Origin of the sequence: Blastococcus sp. TML/C7B, assembly GCF_016612845.1 — a bacterium.
In the GTDB taxonomy this organism is placed as follows: Bacteria; Actinomycetota; Actinomycetes; order Mycobacteriales; family Geodermatophilaceae; genus Blastococcus.
Window position 1 is genome coordinate 428,267 of record NZ_JAEOAA010000001.1, and the last position, 25,673, is coordinate 453,939.

Genomic DNA, 25,673 nt, shown 5'->3' on the forward strand with positions numbered 1-25,673 from the left:
TTCTCCTGGCATGAGTGCTTCCGTGTCGATGCCGCTGGGCGGCGTCCAGGTCGGTTCCTACGACACCTACGAGCGCGCGCAGGCCGCCGTCGACCACCTCTCGGACGAGAAGTTCCCCGTCGAGAACGTGACGATCATCGGCTCGGACCTGCGCCAGGTCGAGCAGGTGCTCGGCCGGCTCACCACCGGCCGCGCGATCGCGGCGGGTGCGGCCGGCGGCGCCTGGTGGGGCCTGTTCGTCGGGCTGCTGCTCGGCATCTTCTCCGAGGACGGCGCCGGCTGGATCGGTGCGGTGCTCACCGGGCTGCTGGTCGGGGTCGTGTTCGGCGCGCTGTTCGGGTGGATGGGTTACGCCGCCACCCAGGGCAAGCGCGACTTCACCAGCACCAGCCGGATCGTCGCCGGCCGCTACGACGTCATGTGCACCCCGCCGCACGCCGAGCAGGCCCGCGAGATCCTCGCCCGCTTCAGCCTGCGCTTCTGAGGGTCGCGAAGGCGATAGCAGCCGCGGCGGCGACGCCCAGGGAGTCGACGCCGGAGCGCATCGGGATGCGGGCGCGCACCCGGGCGGCCTGCTGCGCCTCGGGGGTGAGCCCCGGCCCCTCCGCGCCGAGCAGCACCGCGGTGCGCGGGTGCGCGCGCGGGTCCACCTCGTCGAGGTCGACGGCGTCCGCGGCCGGGGTGAGGGCCACCGTCAGGTACCCGGCGTCGTGCAGCCGGTCCAGGCCTGCCGGCCAGTCGGGCAGGACGGCGAACGGCAGCGTCAGGACGTGCCCCATCGAGACCCGCACCGAGCGGCGGTAGAGCGGATCGGCGCACCGCGGGTCCAGGAGCAGGCCCTCCACGCCGAGCGCCACGGCCGAGCGGGCGATCGAGCCCAGGTTCTCGTGGTCGTTGAGCCCCTCGAGGACGGCCAGCCGGCGCGGCGCTGCCGGATCCGGACCGGCGAGCAGGTCGCCGAGGTCGGGTGCGGGCAACCGGTCGGCCGCGGCCAGGGCGCCTCGGGTCAGCCGGAAGCCGATGACCTCCGACAGCACCCACTTGTCGGCGACGTAGACCGGCACGCCCTCGGGCACGTCGAACGCCTCGACCCGGCCGGCGACCCCGAACACGGAACGGACCGGGTAGGGCGAGATGAGCAGCCGCTCGATCGCGGCGACGCCCTCCACGATCACCGGCGCGGTGCCCCGCGACGCGCCCGCCGGCCGGTCCCCCGCCTTGAGGTCGCGGAAGTCGGCCACCCGCGGGTCGGCCGGATCGGTGATGACGACGGGTTCGGGCACCGCGTGATCCTGCCCCATTGACGCTCCCGCGATAACTCATCTAGCGTTGAGTTCATCAGCCGTTGAGTTGTCGGGAGCTGCCATGGACGCCGTCGTCGTCCGGGACCTGGTGGTCGACCGCGGCCGCCGCCGCGTGCTGCACGGACTGGGGTTCACCGTTCCGCCGGGCCAGGTGACCGGCCTGCTCGGCCCCAGCGGGAGCGGCAAGACCACGCTCATGCGGGCCGTCGTCGGGGTGCAGGTGGTCCGCTCCGGCGAGGTGACCGTGCTCGGCGAACCGGCCGGCTCCCCCGGCCTGCGCAGCCGGGTCGGCTACGTCACCCAGGCCCCCAGCGTCTACGCCGACCTCACCGTGCGGGAGAACGTCCGCTACTTCGCCGCCCTGCACGGCCGCGGTGCCCGCGAGGCCGACGCGGCGGTCGTCGACGTGGGGCTCGCCGACGCCGCGCACCAGCTCGTCGTGGACCTCTCCGGCGGGCAGCGCGGCCGCGCCTCGCTGGCCTGCGCACTGGTCGGGGACCCCGAGCTGCTGGTGCTCGACGAGCCGACCGTCGGGCTGGACCCGGTGCTGCGCGTCGAGCTGTGGGCCCGCTTCGCCGCGCTGGCCTCTGCCGGGACGACGCTCGTCGTCTCCAGCCACGTCATGGAGGAGGCCGCGCGCTGCGACCGGCTGCTGCTGCTCCGCGGCGGCGACCTGCTCGCCGACACCACGCCCGCGCGGCTGCGGGCCGACGGCCGCTCGCAGGACCTCGAGGAGGCGTTCCTCACCCTGGTCCGCGACTCCGAGCGGGTGGCGTCGTGATCGCCGCGACCGCGGGCCGGGTGCTGCGCCAGCTGCGGCACGACCCGCGGACGATCGCGATGCTGCTGCTCGTGCCCAGCCTGCTGCTGGGCCTGCTCTACCTGCTCTGGGCGGACGTGCCGGCGCCGCCCGGGCAGCCCGGCATCTTCGACCGGGTCGGGCTGACGATGCTCGGCATCTTCCCCTTCGTCGTCATGTTCCTCGTGACCAGCATCGCGATGCTCCGCGAGCGGACCTCGGGCACGCTCGAGCGGCTGCTCACCACGCCGCTGTCCCGGCCGGCCCTGCTGGCGGGTTACGGCGCCGCGTTCGGCCTGGCCGCTGCCGTGCAGGCGCTGCTCACCGTCACCGTGGCGGCGACGGTCTACGACCTGTCGGTGGCCGGACCGCTCGCCCTCGTCGTCCTCATCGCGGTCGTCGGCGCCGTCCTCGGGGTGGCCCTCGGCCTGCTGGCCAGCGCCTTCGCGCGCAGCGAGTTCCAGGCCGTGCAGTTCATGCCGGTGATCGTGCTGCCGCAGTTCTTCCTGTGCGGCCTGCTCGTGCCGCGCGAGCAGATGGACGGGTGGCTGCAGGCGGTCAGCGACGTGCTGCCCCTGACCTACGCCGTCGACGCGCTGCAGGAGGTCGGCCGCTCCCCCGACCCCACCGGCACGATGTGGCTCGACCTCGCCGTCGTGGCCGGCGCGGCGGTGCTCGCACTGGCCCTGGCGGCCGGCACCCTGCGCAGGAGGACCAGCTGAGCGGCGGGAGCACCGGCCGCGCCGGGCGGCCGGGCCGGCGCCCCGGCCGGCGGCCAGGGACCAGCGGAACCCGCGAGGCGGTGCTGGCCGCGGCGCGCACCGCGTTCGCCGAGCGCGGCTTCGACGGCGCGACGATCCGCGGCATCGCCGCCGCCGCGGAGGTGGACCCGGCGCTGGTGCACCACTACTTCGGCAGCAAGGAGCAGCTCTTCCTGGCCGCGGTCGAGGCGCCCGCCGACCCCGCCGACCTGCTGCCCGGCGTGCTGGCCGGCGGGCGGGACCAGCTCGGTGCCGGCGTCGTCCGCACGCTGCTGACCGTCTGGGACGGCCCGATGCAGCCCGCCGGCCTCGCCCTGGTGCGCTCGGCGGTCGCCAGCGAGTGGGGCGCGAAGCTGCTCCGCGAGTTCCTGGTGACCCAGGTGGTCCGCCGGGTCGTGGGCACCCTGGAGGTGCCCCCGCGGGAGGCCGAGGTGCGCGGCGCGCTCGTCGCCGGCCAGCTCATCGGGCTGGTGATGGGGCGCTACGTGCTCCAGCTCGAGCCGCTGGCCACCGCCACCCCCGACGCCCTCGTGGCCGCGATCGGCCCCACCGTGCAGCGCTACCTCACCGGCGAGGTGGCGCTGCCGGCCTGAGTCAGTGGCCGCGGGCGAGGCGGGCGAGCTGCCGGGCCTGGGCGACGAGCTTGCCCTCGGAGTCCCAGATCGTGCAGTCCTCGTCGATCCAGCCGCCGGCGATCTGCACGGCGCGGGTCTCGGCGAGGCACCAGCCCGGCGCCGGCACGCCGCGCACCAGCACCTGGAGCTGCACCGTCGGCGCCCAGCCCTTCTGGCCGATGGAGAAGCCCAGCGGCGGGAGCACGTCGGCGAAGGTCAGCAGCGAGACCGGGTCGGCGGGGCGCTCGTCGACGAAGCCGGATCCAGGCGCGCAGCAGCGGCTCGTCGCCGGGCTCCCCGACCGTCCAGCCCGCGGTGGCGGGGTCCAGCCGGGTGTCGATGTGCCGGCTCAGGCCGGGCCGCTTGCTGCGGTCGGGCTGGAGCCGGGCGGAGAGGTCCACGCACTCGTCCGGCGGCGGGATGGACGGCGCCGGCGCGGAGAAGTACTCCGGGGTGTCGTCGGTCAGCGTGGCCGTGGTCGCCTGGACGACGATCGACGGGCCGGCGCCCGAGCCGGAGAGGGTGACCACCGAGTGCGCCAGCGTGCGGCCGGCCGCGCCCGGGGTGACCTCCAGGGTGGCCTCGCCCGCGGGCGTCGGGCGGAGGTAGCTCGCCGCCACCGCCACGGGGTGCGGGTGCGGGCTCTCCTCGATCGCGGCGCGGGCGGCCACCGACAGCAGGTAGCCGCCGTTCAGGATGCCGCCACCGACCTGCCAGGTCTGGTCGAGGTCGGCGACGAGGCCTCCCCCGTCGCCCCGCCGCACGGCGGTGGCGGTGTCGAAGTCGTAGGTCGGCGAGGCGTCGTCAGTGTGCGGCACGCATCACAGACTGCCAGGGTGCTCGTCATGGAGTACGAGCACCTCGGCCGCAGCGGCCTGTCCGTGTCCCGTCTGTGCCTCGGCACGATGAACTTCGGCTCGCGGACTCCGGAGTCCGCATCGCACGAGATCATGGACCGAGCCCTGGCCGAGGGCGTGAACTTCTTCGACACCGCGAACGTCTACGGCGGCGAGGCCGGCAAGGGCCGCACCGAGGAGGTCGTCGGCAGCTGGTTCGCCCAGGGCGGGCAGCGCCGCGAGAAGACCGTCCTGGCCACCAAGGTCTACGGGAGCATGTCCGACTGGCCGAACGACACCTTCCTCTCCGCGCGCAACATCGTGCGGGCGTGCGACGCCTCGCTGCGCCGGCTGCAGACCGACTGGATCGACCTCTACCAGTTCCACCACGCCGACGTCCGCACGCCGTGGGAGGAGATCTGGCAGGCCTGCGAGACGCTGGTCGCGCAGGGCAAGGTGCTCTACGTCGGCTCCTCCAACCACGCCGCCTGGCAGATCGCCGCGGCCAACGAGGCCGCCGCCCGCCGGCACTTCCAGGGCCTGGTCAGCGAGCAGTCGCACTACAACCTGCTCACCCGGCACGTCGAGCTCGAGGTGCTGCCGGCCGCGGCGCACTACGGCGTCGGCATCATCCCGTGGAGCCCGCTGGCCGGTGGCCTGCTCGCCGGCGTCCTGGAGAAGGCCGAGGAGGGCCGGCGCGCCGACGAGCGCACCCAGAAGCGGGTGGCGAAGCTGCGGCCGCAGCTGGAGCAGTACGAGGCGTTCTGCCGCGAGATCGGCGCCGCACCGGCCGACGTCGGCGTCGCATGGCTGCTGCACCAGGAGGCGGTGACCGCGCCGATCATCGGCCCGCGCACGATGGCGCAGTTCGAGGGCGCGCTCACGGCGCTGGACCTGACGCTCGCCGACGACCAGCTGGCCCGCCTCGACGAGATCTTCCCCGGCTACAAGGCCGCGCCGATGGAGTACGCCTGGTGACGCTCGTAGGTGGGCGCCGGGCCGAGCCGGCTCTCCAGCAGTAGCACCTCGGGAGCCGGCCAGACGGGCCCGCGGTACCCGGCCAGCCGGTCGGGGAGCGCGCCGTCGGCCGGCTGCCGGGGGCGCCACCGGCCCAGGGTGAGGTGCGGCCGGAACGGCCGGTCCTCGACCGGCAGGCCGAGGCCGCGGGCGAGGTCGGCCAGCCGGTCGGCGAGGGCGGTGAGCGGGCCGACGTCCCCGGCCAGCCCGGCCCACGCCACCTGCGGACGGCGGGCGCTGCCGAACCGCCCCGCGCCCGCCAGCCGGAGGTGCAGCGGCGGCGCGGCGGCCACCAGGGGTGCCGCTCCGGCGGCGAGCGCGGGCAGCACGTCGCGGGGCACGGCGCCGAGGAACAGCAGGGTCAGGTGCCAGCGCTCGGGCGGGGTCCAGCGCGGGGCGCCGGGGAGCTCGCGCAGCGGGTCCAGCGCCCGGAGCAGGTGGGTGCGCGCGACCTCGGGCGGGTCGACTGAGAAGAACACCCGGGCCGGATCCGCCCGCGTCAGCCCCGCACCGCCAGCCCGGCCGCCTCGAGCGCCGCCAGCAGCCGGAGCCGCTCGGCCTCGCGCCCGGGCCCGTCGGGCTCGGCGTCCAGGGCGTGCGGGACGCCGAGCATCCCGGCCGCCTCGATCAGCACGTCGTCGCAGGCCGCCTGCAGCGCCCGCCGCCGCGCCATCGGCGCACCCGCGGGAACGAGCGCCAGCCGGCGGAGCAGCCGGCGGACGTCGGCGGCGACCACCTGCACGGGGCGGCGGTCCAGGGGTGGGAGCCGGCGGGCGCGTCGCCGGGCCGAGCGCTCGGCCAGCCACCTCTCGGCGGGGCCGAACCCGACCACGACGGCGCACAGCGCGGCGAACGGGAGTCCCAGGAGGACGAGCGAGCCGGTCATGGCATCTCCGGACCGAATCGGGCGGACGGTGCGCACCGTACCCCCGGGATCAGCCCACCGGGGGCCGGACGGCGCGCTCCCCCACCTGCAGCCGAAGCCACGGCCGCTCGGGCCGTCGCTCCAGCCGCACCGACCGGCCGCGCGCGAGCAGCGCCCCGGCGAGGGCCGCGGCCACGACGACGATCCCGCCGCCGAGCAGCAGCCCCCAGCGCGGGCCGAGGTGCTCGCCGACCACACCGATCAGCGGCGCGCCGATCGGCGTCCCGCCCATGAAGCACATGAAGTACAGCGCCATGACCCGGCCGCGCATCTGCGGGTCGACGCCCAGCTGCACGAAGCTGTTGTTGGCGACGCTGAAGACCAGCGCCGCCGCGCCGGTGGGCACCAGCAGCACCCCGAAGGCCACGTGGCCGGGCATCAGGCCGGTGATGACGGTGAGCACGCCGAAGACCAGCGCCGAGCCGATGAGGAACCGCACCCGCGGCCGGCGGCTGCGCCTGGTGGACAGCAGCGCGCCGCTGAGCGAGCCGACGGCGAAGACCGTGGCGAGCAGGCCGAACGCCTCGGCGCCCAGGCCGAACTCCGCGCGGGCCATCAGGGCGATGGTGATCTGGTAGTTGAACCCGAAGGTACCGACGACGAAGGCCAGCGCCATCGCCAGCACGAGGTCGCGGTGCGCCCAGGCGTAGGCCGCCCCGGCGCGCAGCTGCCCCTTTCCCCGCGCCACGGGGGCGCTGGGTCTCAGCTGATCGGCGCGCATGGAGCCCAGCGCGAGGATGGTGAAGCCGAAGCTGGCCGCGTTGATGAAGAAGGCCGGTGCGGTGTTCCCCGACGCCGCGCCGATGAGCACGCCGGCCACCGACGGGCCGACCAGCCGGGCACCGTTGAAGATCGTCGAGTTGAGGCTGACCGCGTTGGTCAGCAGCTCGGGCCCGACCATCTCCGAGACGAACGCCTGCCGGACGGGGGCGTCGATCGCCGCGGCGGCGCCGAGCCCGCTGGCCAGCACGAAGACGTGCCCACAGGGCGACCGCGTCGGTGACCACCAGGACGGCGAGGACCAGGGCGAGCAGCCCCATGACGGCCTGCGAGATCTGGAGCAGCCGGCGCTTGGGGTACCGGTCGGCGAGCAGCCCGCCGTAGGGGCTGAGCAGCACCGTGGGGGCGAACTGGAGGGCGGTGATCAGGCCGAGCGCGACGCCGCTGTCGTCGGTGAGCTGCAGCACCAGCCAGTCCTGGCCGATCCGCTGCATCCAGGTGCCGGTCTGGCTGACCAGGTTGGCCGAGGCGTAGCGGCGGTAGTTGGGCACCCGCAGCGCGCGGAACATGCCGCCGCCGGCGGGCTTCTCGGCCGCCACCGGCCGGTCGGTGCTCTCGTCGGTGTCCGTGGTGCTCATCCGGCGGCCAGCTCGTCCATGATCGCGGCGGCCTCGCGGAGCGCCGCCCGCTTCTCCGGGCTCAGCTCCTGGAGGCGGCCGGACAACCACGCCTCCCGGGCCCGCCCCTCGGCGGCGAGCAGCATCCTGCGCGGGGGCGGCCAGCCCGATGACGACCTGCCGGCCGTCGGTCGGGTGCGGGGTGCGGGTGACCAGCCCCATCGCCTCGAGCGCCCCGACGACCCGCGTCATCGACGGCGGCTGCACCCTCTCGTGGGCGGCGAGCTCCCCGGCGCTCATGGGGCCGTGCCGCTTGAGCGTCGACAGGGCCGAGAGCTGAGTGAGGGTGACGGTGGTGTCCACCCGCTGGCTGCGCAGCCGGCGGGCCAGCCGCATCACCCCCAGCCGCAGGTCGTGCGCGAGCGCCGCGGTGTCGAGGGTGGTCCGGGTCACATAGTTAGCGTACCTCACTAACTGTTCCCCCGCCGGGACGCAGAGGGGCCCGCCACCGGCGAACCGGTGACGGGCCCCTGGGACGTCCGGGATCAGACGATCTGCTGGATCGGCTCGAGCGCGAAGTAGACGACGAACAGCGCCGTGATCACCCACATCAGCGGGTGCACCTCGCGGGTCCGGCCGGTCGCGACGCGGAGCAGCACGAAGGTGATGACGCCGGCGCCGATGCCGTTGGTGATCGAGTAGGTGAACGGCATGAGCGCGATGGTCAGGAAGGCCGGGATGACCAGGGACATGTCGTCCCAGACGAGGTTCCGGATCTGGGTGATCATCAGCGCGCCGACGATGACCAGGGCGGGCGCGGCAGCCTCCGAGGGCACCATCTCGACCAGCGGCGTGAAGAGCATGGCCACCAGGAACAGCACACCGGTGACGACGCTGGCCAGGCCGGTGCGGGCGCCGTCGGCGACACCGGCGGTGCTCTCGATGTAGGTCGTGTTCGACGAGACGCTGCCCGCACCACCGGCGGCCGCGGCGATCGAGTCGACGAGCAGGACCGGCTGCGACTTGGGCAGGTTGCCCTTCTCGTCGAGCATCTCGCCCTCGGCGCCGACGGCGGTCACGGTGCCGACGGTGTCGAAGAAGTCCGCGATCATGATCGAGAAGACGATGAGCAGCGCGGCGATGATGCCGATGCGCTCGAAGCCGCCGAACAGCGAGAAGTTGCCGAGCAGCGAGAGGTCGGGGCTGCTGACGACGTCGTCGGGCAGCTCGGGCACCTGCAGCTGCCAGCCGCGGGCGTTGACCGAGCCGTCGTCCAGGAACGTGGGGCCGACCTCCGCGATCGCCTCGACGATGATCGCGAGCACGGTCGTGGCGACGATGCCGATGAGCAGCGCGCCCTTGACCTTGCGGACGACGAGGACGGCGCTGAGCAGCAGGCCGACGACGAAGACGAGCATCGGCCAGCCGGCGAGCTGGCCGCCGATGCCGAAGCTGATCGGGGTGCCCTGGCCGCCCTCGATGATGCCGGCGTCGGCCAGGCCGATGATCGTGAGGAAGAAGCCGATGCCGACGGCGATCGCCGTCTTCAGCTGCGCGGGGATGGCCTCGAAGACCGCACGGCGGAAGCCGGTGAGCACCAGCACCGTGATGAGCAGGCCCTCGAGGACGACCAGACCCATGATCTCGGGCCAGGACAGCTGGGTCGAGGCGTAGACCGCGACGATGGCGTTGATGCCCAGGCCCGTCGCGAGCGCGAAGGGGTACCTGCCGACGACGCCCATGAGGATCGTCATCGCGCCGGCGATCAGCGCGGTGACCGCGGCGACCGAGGCGAAGGGGAGCTCGTTGCCCGAGACGTCGAACCCGGACAGGATGATCGGGTTGAGCACCACGATGTAGGCCATCGTGAAGAAGGTGGTGAAGCCACCGCGGACCTCGCGGGCGACCGTGGAGCGCCGGGCGGTGATCTCGAAGTAGCGGTCCACGCCGTTCTTCGGCTTCCCGCGCGGGCCCTCGCTGCGGTGCGGTGCGGCGGGCGCGTCCGCGACGACGTCCGCGGGTGTGCCACCCGTGGTCGAGCGGGGCTGGTCGGCCATGGTCTGTACTCCCGGAGCGTGCGGCGGCGTCGAGCGGCGACAGCGTGCCACATGATCGTTTCGGGGCGATGTCGGGCCGCGGGCGGCGTCGTCCGGCGCGTCGCGCCGCCCTAGAGTCGGGGCGTGCCGACGCCGACGAAGCAGGCCCCTCCCCCGCTGCAGGTGGACACCGCGCGCGTGGTCCTCGCCGGGATCGCGCTGTGGGCGGTGGCCCTCGTCGTCGTGCTGCTCCTGGGCGATCGCGTCGACCGGATGTGGACCTGGACCTGCGTCGCCGCCATCGGCCTCGCCGTCCTGGGCCTGGCGATCATGCGCTGGCAGGGGCAGATCAAGCGTTGATGCCGTCGCGAGTGGGCCCCCGAGGCGGCTAGTCCGTCAGGACGTCGTAGGTGCCCGTGTCGTAGCGGGCGGTGTGCACGACCTCGCTGCGGTCGGCGACCACCAGCGTCGCCTGGCTGTGCGCGCCGCAGCCGTAGTCGGCGGTGACGACCCGGCCGTCGGCGGGGGCGTAGGCGTTGCCGCAGGCGCCGACCCGCTGCCGCAGCGATCCGGCCAGCGGCAGCCAGAACCCGCAGGTGACGCAGGGGCCGGGGGCCGAGCGGGCCATCGCCGAGGCGGGGCCGAAGTCGCCGTCGCCCCAGCGGGTGACGGCCTCGGCGCGCCCCTCGGCCGACATCACGCGCTCGCGGCCCAGGCCCAGCTCGGAGGCGACGATGCTGCCCTCGGGGTCGTCGGCGGAGTCGTCGTCCGCGGTGTAGGCCGGCACCAGGCGCGGGTCGTCCTCGGTGGAGGGCAGCACGTCGCCGACCGAGAGGTCGCCGGGGCGCAGCCGCTCGTGCCACGGCACCCAGGCCGGGGCGAGCAGCGCCTGCTCGCCGGGGAGCAGCACGACCTCGTCCACGGTCACGGTGTCCCCGCCGGGCACCGCCGCCAGCGTCACCGCCCAGTGCCAGCCGACGTAGCCGGGCAGGCGGCTGGCGAAGGTGTGCGTCGCGGTCGCGCCGAGGGCCTCGGGGGCCACCTCGTCGGTCGCGGGGCGGGCGATCTCCGGCTCGATGCCGAGGTGCTCACCGACCAGCTGGGGGTCGCCGGCGGTCTCCGCCGCCGCCGCACGGGCCTGCTCGACCGCCGCCGCCTCCGTCAGGACGGCGGGGAGGGAGGACACGGGCCGGGAGGCGGAGGGATCGGGCACGGGCCCATCATCCCTGAGGACGCCGCCCCGTGGTCGGCGGACCCTCCGCACGCCGCCGACGTCGCGAGCCGTCGGGCCGCCCGGCAGCCGGGGTGCGGCACCATGGGGGCGTGCCCGCCTCCCGCCGTCCGGTGCCCCCGCCGCCGGACCGGGCCGACACCACCCCGCTGCACCGCCCGCCGACGACGCCGATGCCCGCGGCCGGGGGCGCCGGCCCGGCGCAGCCCCGCGTCACGGTCACCCGCGTCGCCCTCTCGCGCAGCCGCGAGCTGTCCCGCGCGGCCGCCCGCCGGGTGCAGGCGGCCAGCCGGGCCGACGGCGCGGAGGCCAGCGGGCTGAGCCAGCTGCTGTGGGTGAACGCGCTGCACATGGCCGGGGACGCGCTGATCGCCGTCTCGCTGGCCGGCACCCTGTTCTTCGCCGCCGCGTCCGACGCCCAGCGCGGCAACGTGGCGCTGTACCTGCTGGTCACGATGGCGCCGTTCGCGGTGCTCGCGCCGGTCATCGGCCCCCTGCTGGACAAGCTGCAGCGCGGCCGCCGGTGGGCGCTGGCCGGCAGCCTCGGGGGCCGTGCAGTGCTGGCGCTGTTCATGGCCGCCCACTACGACGACCTGCTGCTCTACCCGGCCGCCCTGGGCGTGCTGGTGCTGTCGAAGGCGCACAACGTGCTGCGCGCCGCCGTCGTCCCCCGGGTGCTGCCGCCGGCGCTGACGCTGACCTCGGCGAACGCGCGGCTGTCGGTGTTCGGCCTGGCCACCTCCGGGGTGGCCGGTGGGATCGGCGCCGCGGTCGCGTGGGCGGTCGGCTTCGAACCGGAGCTGTGGGTCACCTCGGCGGTGTTCGCGGCCGCGGCCGTGCTCGCCGTCCGGCTGCCGCAGCACGTCGACGTCCCGGCGGGGCGAGCAGCCCGCGGACGTGTTCAGCACCGCGGAGATCCCGGTCGCCGGGGGCCGCCGCACCCGGGTGAGCCCGCACGTCGTGCTGGCGCTGCGCGCGACCGCGGCGCTGCGCGGGCTGACCGGCTTCCTCACGATCTTCATGGCGTTCCTCGTGCAGGCCGAGTTCGCCGACGGCTGGACCGCGACCCTGGCCCTGGGCGGGGTGGCCGTCGCGGCCGGTGCCGGCAGCTTCCTCGGCACCGCCGCGGGCTCGCGACTGGGCACCGCCACCCCCGACCGCGTGGTGCTGGTCGCGGCGGTCTCCGCGGCGGCGGTCACCGTGCTGGCCGCGGTCTTCTACGGCTTCGGGATGGCCGTGCTGGTCGCCGGGGTCGCCGCGGTCGCGAACGCCATCGGCAAGGTCGCGCTGGACGCGATCATCCAGCGCGAGGTACCCGAGAACCTGCGCGCATCGGCCTTCGCCCGGTCCGAGACGGTGCTGCAGCTGGCCTGGGTGGCCGGCGGCGGGCTGGCGATCGTGCTGCCGACGACCGGCTGGATCGGCTTCTCCGTCGCCGCGGCGATCCTGGTGCTCGCCGTCGGCCTCGTGGTGTGGAGCCTCCTGGGCGGCCGGCGCCGCTCCCCCGCGCCCGCCGCCCCCGACGACCCGACGACCCCGATGGGAACCCCGTGGACCTGAGACGGACGACCGCGCTGCTGCCCGTCGCCGCGCTGCTGCTGGCCGGTTGCGCGAGCGAGGAGGAGGGCCCCGGCCAGGTGCGCGTCGAGGTCGGCGCCGTCGACGTCACCGCCTCGGCGACGCAGGGGTGCGACGACGGCGAGAAGGTGCGCTACCAGACCGAGCCACCCGTGGTCGAGGTGGCGCCGGACAACGACATCACGATCACCGTGCCCGGCTCCGTCGCCGAGCGCGGCTGGGCCGTCCAGGTGTTCGACGTGAAGCTGGACACGGTGCTCATGGAGGCGATCCCGGCGCCCGAGGGCGAGGACCGTTTCACCGTCCTCGAGAGCTCCGCCGATCTCCCGAAGGCGTTCTACCTGCTGGTGGTGGAGGACAAGGGCGGCGCCTGCGGCGAGTGGTCGCGGGCGTGGCCCGTCGGCGTCATCCGCGCCGGGGGCGACCTCGGCGACGCCCCGTCGTCCGAGGCGCCGCCGGAGGGCTGACGGCGGGTCAGGCCTCCAGGTCGCCGGCGACGGCGCGCAGCACCGAGCCGATCTTGCGCGACTCGGCCCGGTCGGGGTGCCGGCCGTGCCGGAGCCCCTCGCCGACGTCGTCGAGCAGCTTGATCAGGTCCTCGATGATCGGGACCAGCTCGTCGGGCTTCTTCCGGCTCTTGGCCGCGACCGTGGCGGCCACCGACGGCAGCGGGTCGAGCATGCGGACCTGCAGCGCCTGGTCACCGCGGCGGCCGGCGACGATGCCGAACTCCACCCGCTGCCCCGGCTTGAGCTCGTCCGTGCCGGCGGGGAGCGCGTCCTTGTGCACGAAGACGTCCGGCCCCCGTCCTCGCGAGCGAGGAAGCCGAAACCCTTCTCCGCGTTGAACCACTTCACTTTCCCGGTGGGCACGTTCGATCCCTCAGTTCTCGCTGGAAGATGCTGCCACCCAGGCTAGGGCACCACGTCGAGCCGCCGGAGCAGTTCCAGGAAGACCACCGCGAAGTCGTTGCCGGCGACCTCCCGCGCCACCAGCGGCCAGTCGACCTGCTCGCGCAGCGCCCGGGCGACCGGCAGCATCCGGCCGAAGTCGCAGTAGTGCTCGTCGAGCGCCATCAGCTTGGTGACCACGATGTCGGTGGCGGCCAGGACCGGCATCTGCACCGACAGCACGGGCAGCACGTCGGCGCGGTCGACCAGGTCGGTCTCCACCGGCCGGCCGCAGGTCCGCCACAGCACGTCGACGAAAACGTCGTCGCGCACCACCTTGAGCAACCAGTCCTCGGCCGGGTCGACGACCTGGAGGCCGGCGTCGGCGAGGGCCTTGGCCGCGCGCTCCGCCTGGGCGGCGGGGACGAGGAAGTCGGCGTCGTGGTCGGGTTCGGGGGCGCCGCGCACGTAGGCGGCGTACCCCCCGCAGAGGGCGAAGGGGACGTCGCCCTGCTTGAGCGCGACCGCGGTGCGCTTGAGGAGGTCGCGGACGTTCTCGCGGAGGTCGTCGACGGTCGGCAGGCTCGGCACGGGAGGCTGCTACCCGCTCCCGGCGCGATACGCACCGTGTATCCGCCCCCGCCCCGGGCACTGCAGGCCCGTGCGCATCGCGACCTTCAACATCCTGCACGGCCGGTCCCTCGACGACGGGCGGGTCGACGTCGACCGGCTCGCCGCGGCGGTGAAGACCCTGGACGCCGACGTACTGGGCCTGCAGGAGGTCGACCGCGACCAGCCCCGCTCGTTGGGCGCCGACCTGACCGCCGTCGCCGCGGAGGCGATGGGCGCGGTCGACTCGCAGTTCGTGGCGGCGCTGTCGGGCACGCCGGGCGGCACCTGGATGGCCGCGACCGGTGAGGAGCAGCCGGGCTCGGCCAGCTACGGGATCGCGCTGCTCTCCCGCTACCCGGTCGTCTCCTGGCGGGTGGTGCGGCTGCCCGCGCTGCGGGCCAGCGTGCCGCTGTGGTCACCGCAGAGCCGGCGGCCGTTCCTGGCGCGGGACGAGCCGCGGGTGGCGGTCGCCGCCGTCCTCGACGGCCCGCACGGGCAGTTCACCGTCTGCAACACGCACCTGTCGTTCATCCCCGGCTGGAACGGCTCGCAGCTGCGCCGGCTGGTGAGCTCCCTGGCGGGGACCCGGGAACCGCTGGTGCTCATGGGCGACCTGAACATGGAGCGCCGGAAGGCGGCGCGCACCAGTGGGCTGACCCCGATCGCGTCGGTGCCGACGTTCCCCGCGGGGCGCCCCGCACGGCAGCTGGACCACGTGCTGGTCCGCGGGCCGGTCAGCGCGACCGGGCCGGCCGAGGCGGTCCGGCTGCCGCTGTCCGACCACCGGGCGCTGGTGGTGCCGGCCACGCTGGGTTGGTAGATCATGTCGCCATGGCAGCGACCGGCTCGACGCGCATCTTCACCCTGCTGGCCACCGTCGTCCGGGTGGTGGCGTCGGTGGTCGGTGCCCTGATCGTGGCCCACGCGGTGTTCGTCTTCTTCGAGGCGAACCCCACGAACCCGCTGGTGGAGTTCACCGCGGGCATCCGCGACAGCTTCGGCTGGTTCACCAAGGACCTGTTCCAGCCCTCCGACCCCAAGGTCGGGGAGACGATCAACGACGCGCTGGCCGCGCTGATCTGGGTGGTCGGCGGGAACCTGGTCTCGAAGCTGATCGTCCGGCTGGCGCCCGCCTCGAGCGCGCGGGCCTGAGGCGGGCGGCCGGGGCGCTCAGCGGTTCTCGGGGAGCTGCACGCCGGCGCGGTTGGGCTTGTCCGTCGGGTGCGCGTAGCGGACCAGCTCGACCGGCATCGGGAAGCCGTGGTCCTGGCCGAAGGGCGACAGGCCACCGGCGACGGACGCCGAGAGCTCGGTGAGCGGCGGGCCGCCGTCCTCGGACTCGCCCCAGGTGGGCTCGACCAGGTGGGCGTTCTTCGCGTTGCGCTTGGACATGGCGCCCATCTTCCCCGACGCCCCGGCCGCACCGCACGGCGCCGCTCCCCGCGCGCGTCGTAACGTGGTCCGGATGCCCGCCGCCCCTCCGCCGACGCTTGCCGCCTGGCTGCGCACCCGCGACGACGACCAGCTCGCTGCCCTGCTGGCCGCGCGCCCCGACGTCGCCCGGCCCGCGCCCTCGGACGTCGTCGCTCTCGCCGGCCGGCTGGCCGTGCCGGTGTCGGTCGACCGGGCCCTGGACGAGCTCGACGCCGGGACGCTGCAGGTGCTCGACGTGGTGCTGCTCGCGCCCACCGACGGGGTCTCGCCGGACGAGGTGGTCGCCGCGCTGCCCGACGTCCCCGGGGCGGTGCTGACCGCGGCGCTGACCGCGCTGACCGACCGGGCACTGCTGTGGGGCGACGAGGTGCTGCGCGCTCCGGACCCGGTGCGGCGCGCGGTGCGGCACCCGGCCGGGCTCGGCCGCCGCGCCGTCGACCTGCGGGTGCAGCTGCCCGCCGACCTGCCGGCGGTGCTGGACGGTCTCGACGACGACGAGCGCCAGGTGCTGGAGCGGCTGGCCAGCGACCGCCCGGTCGGCCACCTGCCCGACAGCGCCGGCGGCGCGGACTCCCCCGCCCGGCGGCTGCTGCAGCGCGGCCTGCTGGCGCGGATCGACGCGCTGAACGTGGAGCTGCCCCGCGAGGTCGGCCTGCTGCTGCGCGGCGACCGCCCCTACGGCCCGCCGCGGCTGCGGCCCGAGCCGGCGGTGACCACCCGCGATCCGCAGACGGTGGACCGGCAGGCTGCCGGCGCGGCGATGGAGTCGGTGGGCCGGATCGGCGAGCTGCTCGCGCTGCTCGAGGAGGAGCCGGCCGGGCTGCTGCGCAGCGGCGGGGTGGCCGTGCGGGACCAGAAGCGGCTGGCGCGGGAGCTGCACGTGCCCGAGCCCGAGGCGGCCTGGCTGCTGGAGCTGGCACTGGCCGCGGGGCTGCTCGACGTCGGCGGCCCGCACCGCGACGAGTGGCTGCCCACCCGCGGCTACGACATCTGGCGGGAGCAGGACCTCGCCGACCGCTGGGCGGTGCTGGCGGCGGGCTGGCTGGCCGGCATCCGGCTGCCCGCCCTCGTCGGTCAGCGCGACGTCGCCGGCAAGGCCGCCAACGCGCTCTCCCCCGACCTCGTGCGGCACACCGCGCCGACCATCCGCCGCTCGGCGCTGGCCGCGCTCGCCGAGCACCCGCCCGGCGCGGGGCTGGGCGCCGACGACCTGGTCGCGCTGCTGCGCTGGCGCACGCCGCGGCGGGCCGACCGGCTGGCACCGGTGCCCGGCATGCTCGCCGAGGCGGCGCGGCTCGGCGTGCTGGTCGGCGGGGTGCTCTCCTCCGGGGGGCGCGGCCTACTGGCCGGCGGCGAGGACGGCGCAGCCGCCGGCATGCGCGGACTGCTGCCCGCGCCGGTCGACCACGTGCTCGCCCAGCCGGACCTCTCGCTGATCGCGCCCGGCCCGCTGGTCGCCGAACTGGCCGACACGCTCTCCGTCGTCGCCGACGTGGAGTCCTCCGGCGGCGCGACGGTATTCCGCGTCTCGGAGTCCAGCGTGCGCCGGGCGCTGGACGCCGGCTGGTCGGCGTCGGACCTGCACGACTTCTTCGCGCGGGCCTCGCGCACCCCCGTGCCGCAGGCGCTGGACTACCTGGTCGACGACATCGCGCGGCAGCACGGCCGGCTGCGGGTCGGCGCGATCGAGAGCTACGTGCGCTCCGACGACCACGGGCTGCTCTCCCAGGTGCTCGGCGACCGGCGGACGGCGCCGGCCGAGCTGCGCCGGCTGGCGCCGGGCGTGCTGGTGAGCGGCCTGGGCGCGGACGAGGTCCTCACGGTGCTGCGCGCGGCGGGGTACGCCCCGGCCGGGGAGAACCCGGGCGGCGCCGTCCTGACCCGGCCGCCCGGGCGGCCCCGCGCCGCCGGCCGCCGGACCGGCAGCGAGGGCCCGTCCGCACCGCGGCCGCTGACGCCCGACGAGCTGGCCGCCACGGTGCGGGAGATCCGCGCGGGCGACGCCGCCGTCGCCGCCCGCCGCGGCGAGGCGGTCCGCCAGGTGCCGGGCGTGACGACGGCGTCGACGCTGGAGCTGCTGTCCCGGGCCGTCCGCGAGGGGACGCCGGTGTGGCTGGGCTACGTCGACGCCCAGGGCAGCGGCAGCCAGCGCGTGGTGCAGCCGGTGTCGCTGGTCGGCGGCTTCCTGCAGGGCTTCGACGAGCGCCGCGGGGAGAGCCGGACGTTCGCCGTCCACCGGATCACCTCGGTCGCGCTCGTCGAGGACGACGGCGCCCCCGCTCCCGCCTGACCTGCGCCCGGCGCGTCCCCGCCGCTTCCCCTCCCCCAGCGCGCTGCGGGAGGATCCCGCCACCGCTCAGCGATGCCTTGCGGTGAGGAGCAGTGATGGCACGACGGACGGTGGCCGACCGGCTGGCGGAGGCCCTGGGCCTCGTGCTCGGGACGCAGCAGCTCCCGCTGCGGCTGCGCGGGTGGGACGGCTCGGTCGCGGGCCCGCCGGGGGCCCCGGTCGTCGCGGTGCGCTCGCGCCGGGCGCTGCGACGGCTGGCGTGGTCGCCGGGGCAGCTCGGCCTGGGCCGGGCCTACGTCGCCGGCGAGATCGAGATCGAGGACGACGTCTTCGAGACCTTCGACGCGCTGCGCTCGGTCGGCCGGCTGGCCGAGAAGGGGTCCGTCCCGACGCCCACCGCGCGCGAGCGGCTGGCCCTGGCCGGCACGGCGCTGCGGCTGGGCGCGGTCGGCCCCGAGCCCGCGCCACCCGCGGAGGAGGTCGACCTGGGCCGCGTCGGCCGGCGGCACTCCCGCGGCCGGGACGCCGCGGCGATCGCGCACCACTACGACGTCGGCAACGAGTTCTACGAGCTCGTCCTCGGGCCGTCGATGGTCTACTCCTGCGCGGTCTGGGCCTCTCCCGACGTCGGCCTGGAGGCGGCCCAGGAGGCGAAGCTCGACCTGGTCTGCCGGAAGCTCGGGCTGAGCGGGGGCGACCGGCTGCTGGACGTCGGGTGCGGCTGGGGCGGCCTGGCGATCCACGCCGCGCAGCGCTGCGGCGCCACCGTCGTCGGCATCACGCTGTCGGAGGAGCAGGCGCAGCTGGCGCGCAAGCGGGTCGCCGAGGCCGGGCTGACCGACCGCATCGAGATCCGGGTGCAGGACTACCGCGCGGTCGACGACGGCCCGTTCGACGCGATCGCCTCGATCGGCATGTCCGAGCACGTGGGCCGCGCCCACATGCCCGCCTACGCCCGGCAGCTGCACGACCTGCTGCGCCCCGGCGGGCGGCTGCTCAACCACGCGATCGCCTGGAACGCCGGGACCGCGACGTGGAACCCCGACACCTTCATCGCGCGCTACGTCTTCCCCGACGGGGAGCTGCTCGGGCTGGGCGAGACGGTCGGGCTGCTCGAGGCCGGCGGCGCCCTGGAGGTGCTCGACGTCGAGGCGCTGCGGCAGCACTACGCGCTGACGCTGCGGGCCTGGGTGCGCCGGCTCGAGGCGCACTGGGACGCCGCCGTCGCCGCGTCGAGCCCCGGGCGGGCGCGGGTGTGGCGGCTGTACATGGCCGCGTGCGCGCTGGCCTTCGAGAGCGGGGAGCTGGGCCTGAACCAGGTGCTGCTGCGCCGGCCCGGGGGTGAGCAGCCACCGCTGCGGCGCGACTGGATCTGAGCCGGGGGGCTGCGCAGCCGAGCCCCGAAGGCGGAAGGGACCGCCCCTCCGCGGCGTTAACCTGGGCAGTCCGGCGCGCTCGCCCGCGCCGAAATCCCCGAACGAAGGACGCTGAACGCGTGTCTGACGGCCCCCTGATCGTCCAGTCCGACAAGACGCTGCTGCTCGAGGTCGACCACCCGCTGGCCAAGGAGTGCCGGTCGGCGATCGCTCCCTTCGCGGAGCTGGAGCGCTCCCCCGAGCACGTGCACACCTACCGGGTCACCCCGCTGGCGCTGTGGAACGCCCGCGCCGCGGGGCACGACGCCGAGCAGGTCGTCGACGCGCTGGTGCGGTACTCGCGCTACCCGGTGCCGCACGCGCTGCTGGTCGACGTCGCCGACACGATGGACCGCTTCGGCCGGCTGACGCTGGCGAACAACCCGGTGCACGGGCTCGTGCTGACCTCCACCGACCGCGCGGTGCTGGAGGAGGTCGTCCGCTCGAAGAAGGTCGCCCCGATGCTGGGCGCCCGCATCGACGAGGACACCGTCGTCGTGCACGCCGCCGAGCGCGGGCGGCTGAAGCAGGCGCTGCTCAAGATCGGCTGGCCGGCGGAGGACCTCGCCGGGTACGTCGACGGCACCGCGCACCCGATCCACCTCGACGAGTCCGGCTGGAACCTGCGCGACTACCAGCAGGAGGCGGTGGACGGGTTCTGGGCGGGCGGCTCGGGCGTCGTCGTCCTGCCGTGCGGTGCGGGGAAGACGTTGGTCGGCGCGGCGGCGATGGCCGAGGCGAAGGCGACCACGCTGATCCTGGTGACGAACACGGTCGCCGGGCGGCAGTGGAAGCGCGAGCTCATCGCGCGCACCTCGCTCACCGAGGAGGAGATCGGCGAGTACTCGGGCGAGCGCAAGGAGATCCGCCCGGTCACCATCGCGACCTACCAGGTGATCACGACCCGCCGGAAGGGCGAGTACATCCACCTGGACCTGTTCGACGCGCAGGACTGGGGCCTGATCGTCTACGACGAGGTGCACCTGCTGCCGGCGCCGATCTTCCGGCTGACCGCCGACCTGCAGTCCCGCCGCCGGCTGGGGCTCACCGCGACGCTGGTGCGCGAGGACGGCCGGGAGGACGACGTCTTCTCGCTGATCGGGCCGAAGCGGTACGACGCCCCGTGGCGGGACATCGAGGCGCAGGGCTACATCGCGCCGGCGGAGTGCATCGAGGTGCGGGTGTCGCTCGACGACGAGGAGCGGATGACCTACGCGGTCGCCGAGCCGGAGGAGCGGTACCGGATCGCGGCGACGGCGCAGTCGAAGCTGCCGGTGATCCGACGCGTGCTGGAGCGGCACCCCGACGAGCCGTCGCTGGTGATCGGCGCCTACCTCGACCAGCTCGAGGAGCTCGGCGCCGCGCTGGACGCCCCGGTCATCCAGGGGTCCACGACCAACCGCGAGCGCGAGAAGCTGTTCGACGCCTTCCGCGCCGGGGAGATCCGGACGCTGGTGGTCTCCAAGGTCGCGAACTTCTCCATCGACCTGCCCGAGGCGGCCGTCGCCGTGCAGGTGTCGGGGACGTTCGGGTCGCGGCAGGAGGAGGCGCAGCGGCTGGGCCGGCTGCTGCGGCCCAAGGCCGACGGGCGGCAGGCGCACTTCTACAGCGTGGTCAGCCGGGACACCCTGGACAGCGAGTACGCCGCGCACCGGCAGCGCTTCCTCGCCGAGCAGGGGTACGCGTACACGATCGTCGACGCCGCCGACCTGGCCGGCCGCGGCGAGGTCAACGGCCCGGACTGGGTGGACGAGCCCGCCGACTGAGACCCCGGTCACTGCTGGTCAGGGCTGCGCCGTAGGTTCCTGCCCACCGGTCCCCACTCCGAGAGGCATGCACCCATGGACGAGATCCAGCAGCTGGTCGCGCAGAACGAGATCCGCAACCTGGTCGCGCAGTACGCCCAGCACACCGACGACACCCGGATCCAGGAGTGGACCGAGCTGTTCGTCGAGGACGCGCGCATGGAGGCCGGCGGGCAGCCCCTCGAAGGCCGCGCTGCGCTGACCGAGTGGATCACCGGCGTGACCTCGAGCATGAAGCTGCGGCACGTCATGGGCGGGCACACCGTCACGCTCGACTCCGCGACCGAGGCCCACGGCGCCGCCGACATGATCCTGCTGGCCGCGGTCGAGGGGAACTGGATCCTCGCCGGCGCCCCGCGCTACGTGGACAAGTACGTGAAGACCGACGCGGGCTGGCGCTTCGCCGAGCGGATCCTCGAGGACCGTCCGGCCAAGGGCTGACGCCATCCCGCTCTACTGCTCCACCCGCACTGACTCACCTCCTCGCCGCTCAGCTGCCCCGCCGCCGTGACCCCGGTCAGAACGGCGGCGGGGCGCTGCGCGCCCGCAGCCCGGACGGCGTCGTCACGGTGAGCGTGCCGTCGGGCGCCAGCACGTGCCGCCAGCCCGGGGCCTGGTGCTTGCCGCGGTGGTGCGGGGTGCAGTAGCCGGCGAGGTTGGCCGCGCTGGTCGGCCCGTCCGGCCAGGGCCGGCTGTGGTCGAGCTCCCCGCCGCGCGGCACCGGTCGCCGGCAGCCCGGCAGCCGGCACCGCCGGTCCCGGGCGCGCAGGTAGCGTTCGAGCGCCGCTCCCGGCCGGTAGCCCGGTGACGGGGGCGGCGGTCCGAGCGCTCCACCCCGACGGAGCTCGCGGCTGTCCGCGAGCGCCACCAGGGCGCCCGTGAGCGCGTCGACCACGGCGATCCGCGGTCGCTCCGCCAGCCCTCCTCCCGCGGTCGCCTGGAGCAACCGGGCCAGCGCGGCCCGCTGCCCAGCACTGGCTGCCCGGAGCGCCTCGAGCGCGTCGGGAGCGGCTGAGACCCGCCCCGCGGGCGAGCCCTGCCACGCCGCCTCGTCAGCGGCATCGGCCACCTCGGCCCGCCGGACCTCGGTCGCCGCCCGGCCGACCGCGCGGTCGAACTCGAGAAGCGCTCGTCCCGCCGCGTCCACCGCCGCGTCGGCCGCTGCCCACGTCGGCGGGTCCGACGAGGCGGCTGGCGGATCCGGTGCGGCTGCGGTCGTGGCGCCCGGCGACGTCAGCGCGGCGGCGGGTGGACCTCCCCCACCCGCTGGATCCGGGGGTCGCGATCGGGCCGCGTGGAGCACGCCGTCGTACTCGAAGACCGGCCTCCCGCGGGCGCCCCACTCCTCGACCACCGCGCGTTTCTCGACGTCGCGCCACCACTCCGCGAGCGCGCGTTCCATCGCCGACGCGGATGCCGCGGGCACGAGCGCCGCCACGGTGCCTGCGTCGGGACGTTCCTCCCGCGACGCCTCTGCGCCCGGTGGAGCAGCGCCCGGTGGAGCAGCGCCCGGTGGAGCAGCGCCCGGTGGAGCAGCGCCCGGTGGAGCAGCGCCCGGTGGAGCAGCGCCCGGTGGAGCAGCGCCCGGCGGAGCAGCGCCCGGCGGAGCAGCGCCCGGCGGAGCAGCGCCCGGTGGAGTAGCGCCCGGTGGAGCAGCGCCCGGTGGATCGGCGCTCGGTGGATCGACATCCAGTGGATCGCCGTCGGGACGGGTCACGTCACCCTCGCCATCGGCCTCCTCGCCCGCGTCGGCGGCGCAACCGGGCCCGTCGCCGACGTCTGCGTCCTCCTCGGGCAGCAGCCCCAGCGCCCGGGCGAGCGCGCGCACCACCTCCGCGGGGACGACCTGGCCGGCGACCTCGCCCGGCTGATCCCCGCCGAGCAGCGTGGACACCGCGGCGACCACGGTCAGGTGCGCCTGGACCGGCGCGAGGTCCGACTCCCCCGGCCGCAGCACCAGGTCCAGCAGGCAGTCGGCCATCTTCTGGCCGCGGGTGCGCTCGTCGCCCGGCTCGTCGAGGGCGTCGGCGTACCGGCCCAGCGCGTCGACCAGCGCCGCCGCCTCGGGCACGGTCAGCAGCGCCACCGCCTGCGCCATCCCGTCGTCCCGGTCGGGCCGGACGTGCACCCCGCGCCGCCGCACCGCCTCGGCCAGCCGGCGCGCGCTGTCCCGCGCATCGACCAGCAGTCCCAGGCGGCGGGCCTTCGCGGCCAGCTGCGCCGGCGTCGTCACCCGCCCTTCCATCCAGGCGAGCAGCCGTGCCTCCAGCTCGGCCCGCTTCCGGTCGTCCGCGATCGGGCCCACCCGCTCCAGCACCGGGAACAGGTGGCCGACGTGCAGCCGCCCGGACTCCAGCGCCTCGAGCGTGCGCGGCAGCCGGTGCACGAGGGTGAGCGACCGCTCCAGCAGCGTCTCGGCCGCCGAGCCGCTGACCTCCAGCGCGAGCGCGAGCTCGTCCCCGACCCACTCGCTCACGTCGGCGAGCACCTGGGGCCGGGCCGCCCGCCGCTCCTCGCTCATCGACCCGGGCACATCGGCGGGGCGGTCGGCCGAGGCCGGGCGGGTGGCAGCGAAGGCCGCGACCGCGCGGGCCCGCACCGCGGTCTGCCGCGAGATCTCGCGATCGGCCGCCTGGACGGCACCGAGCGGCCCGGACGCCCACCCCGCCGTGGGCCTCGCCGTCGTCCCGCCGTCCCTCATGTGTTCGAACATACGATCGACCACCGACACTTTTCCGCGCATCCCGAGGCGGCCGGGAACGATGTGACCGGCGGGGCGTGACGTATCCGTCCCTCACAGGATGGGAATCACCACAGGACTCGCCGGGTGGATCGCATCGCCGCAGGTCAGCGACCCCGTCGCGGCGCTCCATACGCCGCCGGGGCCGGGGCACGCGGCAGGACCCGGGTTGGGCGTGTTGCCCTCGCGGCAGCCAGAATGGACCCCGACATGGGGAGCGCAGCACGAGCGGAGGCCTTGAGCCCGCAGACGAACAGCCGGCCGCTCCGGGCGTGGCAGCGCACCGCCCTCGAGCAGTACGAGGAGACCTCCCCCAAGGACTTCCTCGTCACCGCGACTCCCGGCGCCGGCAAGACCACGTTCGCCCTGACACTCGCCGCGCGGCTGCTCGCCCGCCGTGAGGTCGCGCGGGTCGTCGTCGTCTGCCCGACCGACCACCTGCGCCTCCAGTGGGCCGACGCCGCCGACGCGATGGGCATCGTGCTCGACCCCGGCCTCACCAACGCCGTCGGCCCCGTCCGCGCGGGCACGCAGGGGTACGTGACCACCTACGCGCAGGTCGCCGGCAAGCCGATGCTGCACGCCGCCCGCTGCACCTCGGTGAAGACGCTGGTCATCCTGGACGAGGTGCACCACGCCGGCGACGGGCTCTCCTGGGGCGAGGCCTCCGAGGAGGCGTTCGGCCGGGCCGCGCGCCGGCTGTGCCTGACCGGGACGCCGTTCCGCACCAAGCCCGACGAGCGCATCCCCTTCGTCCGCTACGAGGAGGACACCTTCGAGGGCGACGGCGGCGAGCGCGGCGTCGGCCTGGTCAGCCGCGCGGACTACACCTACGGCTACAAGGAGGCGCTGGCCGACAACGTCGTCCGCCCCGTCGTCTTCGCCGCCTACACCGGCACCTCGCGCTGGCGGAACTCCGCCGGCGAGGTGGTCGCCGCCTCCCTGTCGGAGGCCGGCACGCGGTCGGTCGAGATGCAGGCCTGGCGGACGGCGCTGGACCCCAAGGGCCAGTGGGTGCCGCACGTCATCGCCGCGATGGACGACCGGATCACCCACCTGCGCGAGAACGGCATGCCCGACGCCGCCGGGCTGATCCTCGCCAGCGACCAGGACGACGCCCGCGCCTACGCCAAGATCGTCCGCCGGGTGACCGGCAAGGCGGCCGAGCTGATCCTCTCCGACGACCCGAAGGCGTCGAAGAAGATCGAGCGCTTCGCGACCGGGTCGGCGCGCATCGCCGTCTGCGTCCGCATGATCTCCGAGGGCGTCGACGTCCCGCGTGCCGCCGTCCTGGCCTGGATGACCTCCTACCGGACGCCGCTCTTCTTCGCCCAGGCCGTCGGCCGCGTCGTCCGCTCGCGGGCGCCGCACGAGTCGGCGACCGTCTTCCTGCCCGCCGTCCGGCCGCTGTTGTCACTGGCCGCGTCGATGGAGGAACAGCGCAACCACGTCATGCCGCCGCCGCGCACCCAGCCCGAGGAGGAGCTCGAGGCGCTGGACCTGCCGCCGCGGGAGCCCCGCGAGGGCGAGCAGAAGCAGTGGGAGGCCCTCGAGGCCGACGCCCGCTTCGCGCACGTGCTGCACAGCGGGACGGCGCACACCGGCGAGGGCTCCGGCCCGACCGTGGTCGTCGGCGAGGAAGAGGAGGAGTTCCTCGGCATCCCCGGGCTGCTCACCCCGGCCCAGACCGCCGAGCTGCTCTCCAAGCGCGACGAGGAGCTGCGGCTGCGGATCGCGGCCAGCCACCGCGCGGACGCCGACGACTTCATGGTCGTCGAGGACCACCCCGACGAGGACGACGCCGGCCGCTCGTGGCGCGACGCCGCCGAGCTGCGCCGGGAGATCAACAAGCTGGTGAACCGGGTCGCCGCGCGCACCGCGCAGCCGCAGGCCGTGGTGCACACGCAGCTGCGGCAGTCGGTGCCCGGCCCGCCGTCGGCGTCGGCGTCGGTCGACGTGCTCCGCGCCCGGCGGGAGCGCCTCCGCACCATGCTCTGAGGGCGCCCCGTCGCCGACTGCTGACCTGATGTCGCTCGCTGCGGCGCGTCC

28 protein-coding genes and 4 pseudogenes are annotated in these 25,673 nt (G+C 75.3%); 15 read left to right on the top strand and 17 right to left on the bottom strand.

Annotated elements, in window-relative coordinates; genetic code table 11:
• The first annotated feature begins 10 nt into the window (after positions 1-10).
• Positions 11-484, top strand: a complete 474-nt coding sequence (locus tag JKP76_RS02130; RefSeq protein WP_200489371.1) for a general stress protein — start codon at positions 11-13, stop codon at positions 482-484.
• On the opposite strand, the gene JKP76_RS02135 is transcribed toward JKP76_RS02130, so the two are convergent.
• Entirely contained in the window at positions 468-1,283 is an 816-nt protein-coding gene (locus JKP76_RS02135) for an RNA methyltransferase (protein WP_200489372.1), read from the bottom strand. The two genes, JKP76_RS02130 and JKP76_RS02135, sit on opposite strands and share 17 nt — an antisense overlap.
• Positions 1,284-1,365: 82 nt before the next feature.
• On the opposite strand from JKP76_RS02135, the gene JKP76_RS02140 reads away from it, so the two are divergent.
• The 3 genes from JKP76_RS02140 (at position 1,366) to JKP76_RS02150 (ending at position 3,457) form a co-directional block, all read left to right on the top strand.
• Positions 1,366-2,085: an ABC transporter ATP-binding protein gene (locus JKP76_RS02140; RefSeq protein ID WP_200489373.1), complete on the top strand. Its 720-nt coding sequence runs from the start codon at positions 1,366-1,368 to the stop codon at positions 2,083-2,085.
• On the top strand, positions 2,082-2,825 hold the full coding sequence (locus tag JKP76_RS02145) for an ABC transporter permease (protein ID WP_309232803.1): 744 nt from the start codon (positions 2,082-2,084) through the stop codon (positions 2,823-2,825). The genes JKP76_RS02140 and JKP76_RS02145 overlap by 4 nt, the downstream gene beginning before the upstream one ends.
• Positions 2,826-2,905: 80 nt before the next feature.
• Positions 2,906-3,457 (top strand): TetR family transcriptional regulator, encoded by a 552-nt coding sequence (locus tag JKP76_RS02150; RefSeq protein WP_200489374.1) that lies wholly within the window; start codon positions 2,906-2,908, stop codon positions 3,455-3,457.
• Position 3,458: 1 nt separating this feature from the next.
• Here JKP76_RS02150 and JKP76_RS23135 read toward each other — a convergent pair whose 3' ends face one another.
• On the bottom strand, positions 3,459-3,683 hold the full coding sequence (locus tag JKP76_RS23135; RefSeq protein WP_309232947.1) for an acyl-CoA thioesterase domain-containing protein: 225 nt from the start codon (positions 3,681-3,683) through the stop codon (positions 3,459-3,461).
• 331 nt (positions 3,684-4,014) lie between these two features.
• A pseudogene (locus JKP76_RS23775) lies at positions 4,015-4,296 on the bottom strand (acyl-CoA thioesterase domain-containing protein); the annotation flags it as partial.
• Between the two features lie 27 nt (positions 4,297-4,323).
• Between JKP76_RS23775 and JKP76_RS02160 the strand changes: the two are divergent.
• Positions 4,324-5,292, top strand: coding sequence for an aldo/keto reductase (locus JKP76_RS02160; protein ID WP_200489375.1), 969 nt, complete (start codon positions 4,324-4,326; stop codon positions 5,290-5,292).
• On the opposite strand, the gene thpR is transcribed toward JKP76_RS02160, so the two are convergent.
• From thpR to JKP76_RS02185, 7 genes and pseudogenes are all read right to left on the bottom strand, one after another.
• Positions 5,259-5,810: an RNA 2',3'-cyclic phosphodiesterase gene (gene thpR / locus JKP76_RS02165; RefSeq protein ID WP_309229443.1), complete on the bottom strand. Its 552-nt coding sequence runs from the start codon at positions 5,808-5,810 to the stop codon at positions 5,259-5,261. The two genes, JKP76_RS02160 and thpR, sit on opposite strands and share 34 nt — an antisense overlap.
• A 20-nt stretch (positions 5,811-5,830) precedes the next feature.
• Entirely contained in the window at positions 5,831-6,217 is a 387-nt protein-coding gene (locus JKP76_RS02170; protein WP_200491433.1) for a hypothetical protein, read from the bottom strand.
• Between the two features lie 49 nt (positions 6,218-6,266).
• Positions 6,267-7,226, bottom strand: a complete 960-nt coding sequence (locus JKP76_RS02175) for an MFS transporter (RefSeq protein WP_309232804.1) — start codon at positions 7,224-7,226, stop codon at positions 6,267-6,269.
• Between the two features lie 67 nt (positions 7,227-7,293).
• A pseudogene (locus JKP76_RS22005) lies at positions 7,294-7,614 on the bottom strand (MFS transporter); the annotation flags it as partial.
• Positions 7,611-7,739 carry a hypothetical protein gene (locus JKP76_RS22010; RefSeq protein WP_255522494.1) on the bottom strand — a complete coding sequence of 43 codons (129 nt, stop codon included), beginning with the start codon at positions 7,737-7,739 and terminating at the stop codon, positions 7,611-7,613. The pseudogene JKP76_RS22005 and the gene JKP76_RS22010, both read right to left, overlap by 4 nt.
• 88 nt (positions 7,740-7,827) lie before the next feature.
• Positions 7,828-7,989 (bottom strand): annotated as a pseudogene (locus tag JKP76_RS23145) (MarR family transcriptional regulator); the annotation flags it as partial.
• Positions 7,990-8,138: 149 nt separating this feature from the next.
• The gene (locus JKP76_RS02185; protein WP_200489376.1) at positions 8,139-9,650 is read right to left on the bottom strand and encodes an NCS2 family permease; all 1,512 of its coding nucleotides are present in this window, start codon (positions 9,648-9,650) and stop codon (positions 8,139-8,141) included.
• Between the two features lie 123 nt (positions 9,651-9,773).
• Here JKP76_RS02185 and JKP76_RS02190 point away from each other — a divergent pair, with 123 nt between their 5' ends.
• Complete coding sequence (locus JKP76_RS02190) at positions 9,774-9,989, top strand: DUF2530 domain-containing protein (protein WP_200489377.1); 216 nt, start codon at positions 9,774-9,776, stop codon at positions 9,987-9,989.
• Between the two features lie 28 nt (positions 9,990-10,017).
• Here JKP76_RS02190 and JKP76_RS02195 read toward each other — a convergent pair whose 3' ends face one another.
• The 3 genes from JKP76_RS02195 to JKP76_RS20025 all read right to left on the bottom strand — a co-directional run bounded on the left by JKP76_RS02195 (position 10,018) and on the right by JKP76_RS20025 (position 11,671).
• A complete protein-coding gene (locus JKP76_RS02195) occupies positions 10,018-10,842 on the bottom strand; it encodes a DUF3027 domain-containing protein (RefSeq protein ID WP_200489378.1) in 825 nt (274 codons plus the stop codon).
• 7 nt (positions 10,843-10,849) lie between these two features.
• A complete protein-coding gene (locus JKP76_RS20020) occupies positions 10,850-11,347 on the bottom strand; it encodes a hypothetical protein (RefSeq protein WP_242471152.1) in 498 nt (165 codons plus the stop codon).
• A gap of 114 nt (positions 11,348-11,461) precedes the next feature.
• Positions 11,462-11,671: a hypothetical protein gene (locus JKP76_RS20025; protein ID WP_242471153.1), complete on the bottom strand. Its 210-nt coding sequence runs from the start codon at positions 11,669-11,671 to the stop codon at positions 11,462-11,464.
• A gap of 86 nt (positions 11,672-11,757) precedes the next feature.
• On the opposite strand from JKP76_RS20025, the gene JKP76_RS20030 reads away from it, so the two are divergent.
• Together JKP76_RS20030 and JKP76_RS02205 are read left to right on the top strand one after the other, a co-directional pair.
• A complete protein-coding gene (locus JKP76_RS20030) occupies positions 11,758-12,420 on the top strand; it encodes a hypothetical protein (protein ID WP_242471154.1) in 663 nt (220 codons plus the stop codon).
• Positions 12,411-12,905, top strand: a complete 495-nt coding sequence (locus tag JKP76_RS02205; RefSeq protein WP_309229440.1) for a DUF2771 domain-containing protein — start codon at positions 12,411-12,413, stop codon at positions 12,903-12,905. The genes JKP76_RS20030 and JKP76_RS02205 overlap by 10 nt, the downstream gene beginning before the upstream one ends.
• Before the next feature lie 217 nt (positions 12,906-13,122).
• Here JKP76_RS02205 and JKP76_RS20035 read toward each other — a convergent pair.
• Both JKP76_RS20035 and JKP76_RS02215 read right to left on the bottom strand, forming a co-directional pair.
• Positions 13,123-13,310: pseudogene (locus tag JKP76_RS20035) on the bottom strand (cold-shock protein); the annotation flags it as partial.
• A 42-nt stretch (positions 13,311-13,352) separates the two neighbouring features.
• Positions 13,353-13,919 carry a hypothetical protein gene (locus JKP76_RS02215; RefSeq protein ID WP_309229439.1) on the bottom strand — a complete coding sequence of 189 codons (567 nt, stop codon included), beginning with the start codon at positions 13,917-13,919 and terminating at the stop codon, positions 13,353-13,355.
• 70 nt (positions 13,920-13,989) lie between these two features.
• On the opposite strand from JKP76_RS02215, the gene JKP76_RS02220 reads away from it, so the two are divergent.
• A complete protein-coding gene (locus tag JKP76_RS02220; protein WP_200489379.1) occupies positions 13,990-14,760 on the top strand; it encodes an endonuclease/exonuclease/phosphatase family protein in 771 nt (256 codons plus the stop codon).
• 11 nt (positions 14,761-14,771) lie between these two features.
• On the top strand, positions 14,772-15,092 hold the full coding sequence (locus tag JKP76_RS02225; RefSeq protein ID WP_200489380.1) for a hypothetical protein: 321 nt from the start codon (positions 14,772-14,774) through the stop codon (positions 15,090-15,092).
• A gap of 18 nt (positions 15,093-15,110) precedes the next feature.
• Here JKP76_RS02225 and JKP76_RS02230 read toward each other — a convergent pair whose 3' ends face one another.
• Positions 15,111-15,332 carry a hypothetical protein gene (locus JKP76_RS02230; RefSeq protein ID WP_200489381.1) on the bottom strand — a complete coding sequence of 74 codons (222 nt, stop codon included), beginning with the start codon at positions 15,330-15,332 and terminating at the stop codon, positions 15,111-15,113.
• Positions 15,333-15,405: 73 nt separating this feature from the next.
• Here JKP76_RS02230 and JKP76_RS02235 point away from each other — a divergent pair, with 73 nt between their 5' ends.
• The 4 genes from JKP76_RS02235 (at position 15,406) to JKP76_RS02250 (ending at position 21,325) form a co-directional block, all read left to right on the top strand.
• Positions 15,406-17,664: a helicase C-terminal domain-containing protein gene (locus tag JKP76_RS02235; RefSeq protein WP_200489382.1), complete on the top strand. Its 2,259-nt coding sequence runs from the start codon at positions 15,406-15,408 to the stop codon at positions 17,662-17,664.
• 95 nt (positions 17,665-17,759) lie between these two features.
• On the top strand, positions 17,760-19,040 hold the full coding sequence (locus tag JKP76_RS02240; protein WP_200489383.1) for a cyclopropane-fatty-acyl-phospholipid synthase family protein: 1,281 nt from the start codon (positions 17,760-17,762) through the stop codon (positions 19,038-19,040).
• A 119-nt stretch (positions 19,041-19,159) separates the two neighbouring features.
• Positions 19,160-20,845, top strand: coding sequence for a DNA repair helicase XPB (locus JKP76_RS02245; RefSeq protein WP_200489384.1), 1,686 nt, complete (start codon positions 19,160-19,162; stop codon positions 20,843-20,845).
• A 75-nt stretch (positions 20,846-20,920) separates the two neighbouring features.
• Entirely contained in the window at positions 20,921-21,325 is a 405-nt protein-coding gene (locus JKP76_RS02250) for a nuclear transport factor 2 family protein (protein WP_200489385.1), read from the top strand.
• 76 nt (positions 21,326-21,401) lie between these two features.
• Here the strand turns inward: JKP76_RS02250 and JKP76_RS20040 are convergent, their stop codons facing one another.
• Entirely contained in the window at positions 21,402-23,585 is a 2,184-nt protein-coding gene (locus JKP76_RS20040; protein ID WP_242471155.1) for an HNH endonuclease signature motif containing protein, read from the bottom strand.
• Between the two features lie 276 nt (positions 23,586-23,861).
• On the opposite strand from JKP76_RS20040, the gene JKP76_RS02260 reads away from it, so the two are divergent.
• Positions 23,862-25,622, top strand: a complete 1,761-nt coding sequence (locus JKP76_RS02260) for a DEAD/DEAH box helicase (protein WP_242471156.1) — start codon at positions 23,862-23,864, stop codon at positions 25,620-25,622.
• The last annotated feature ends 51 nt before the right edge of the window (positions 25,623-25,673 follow it).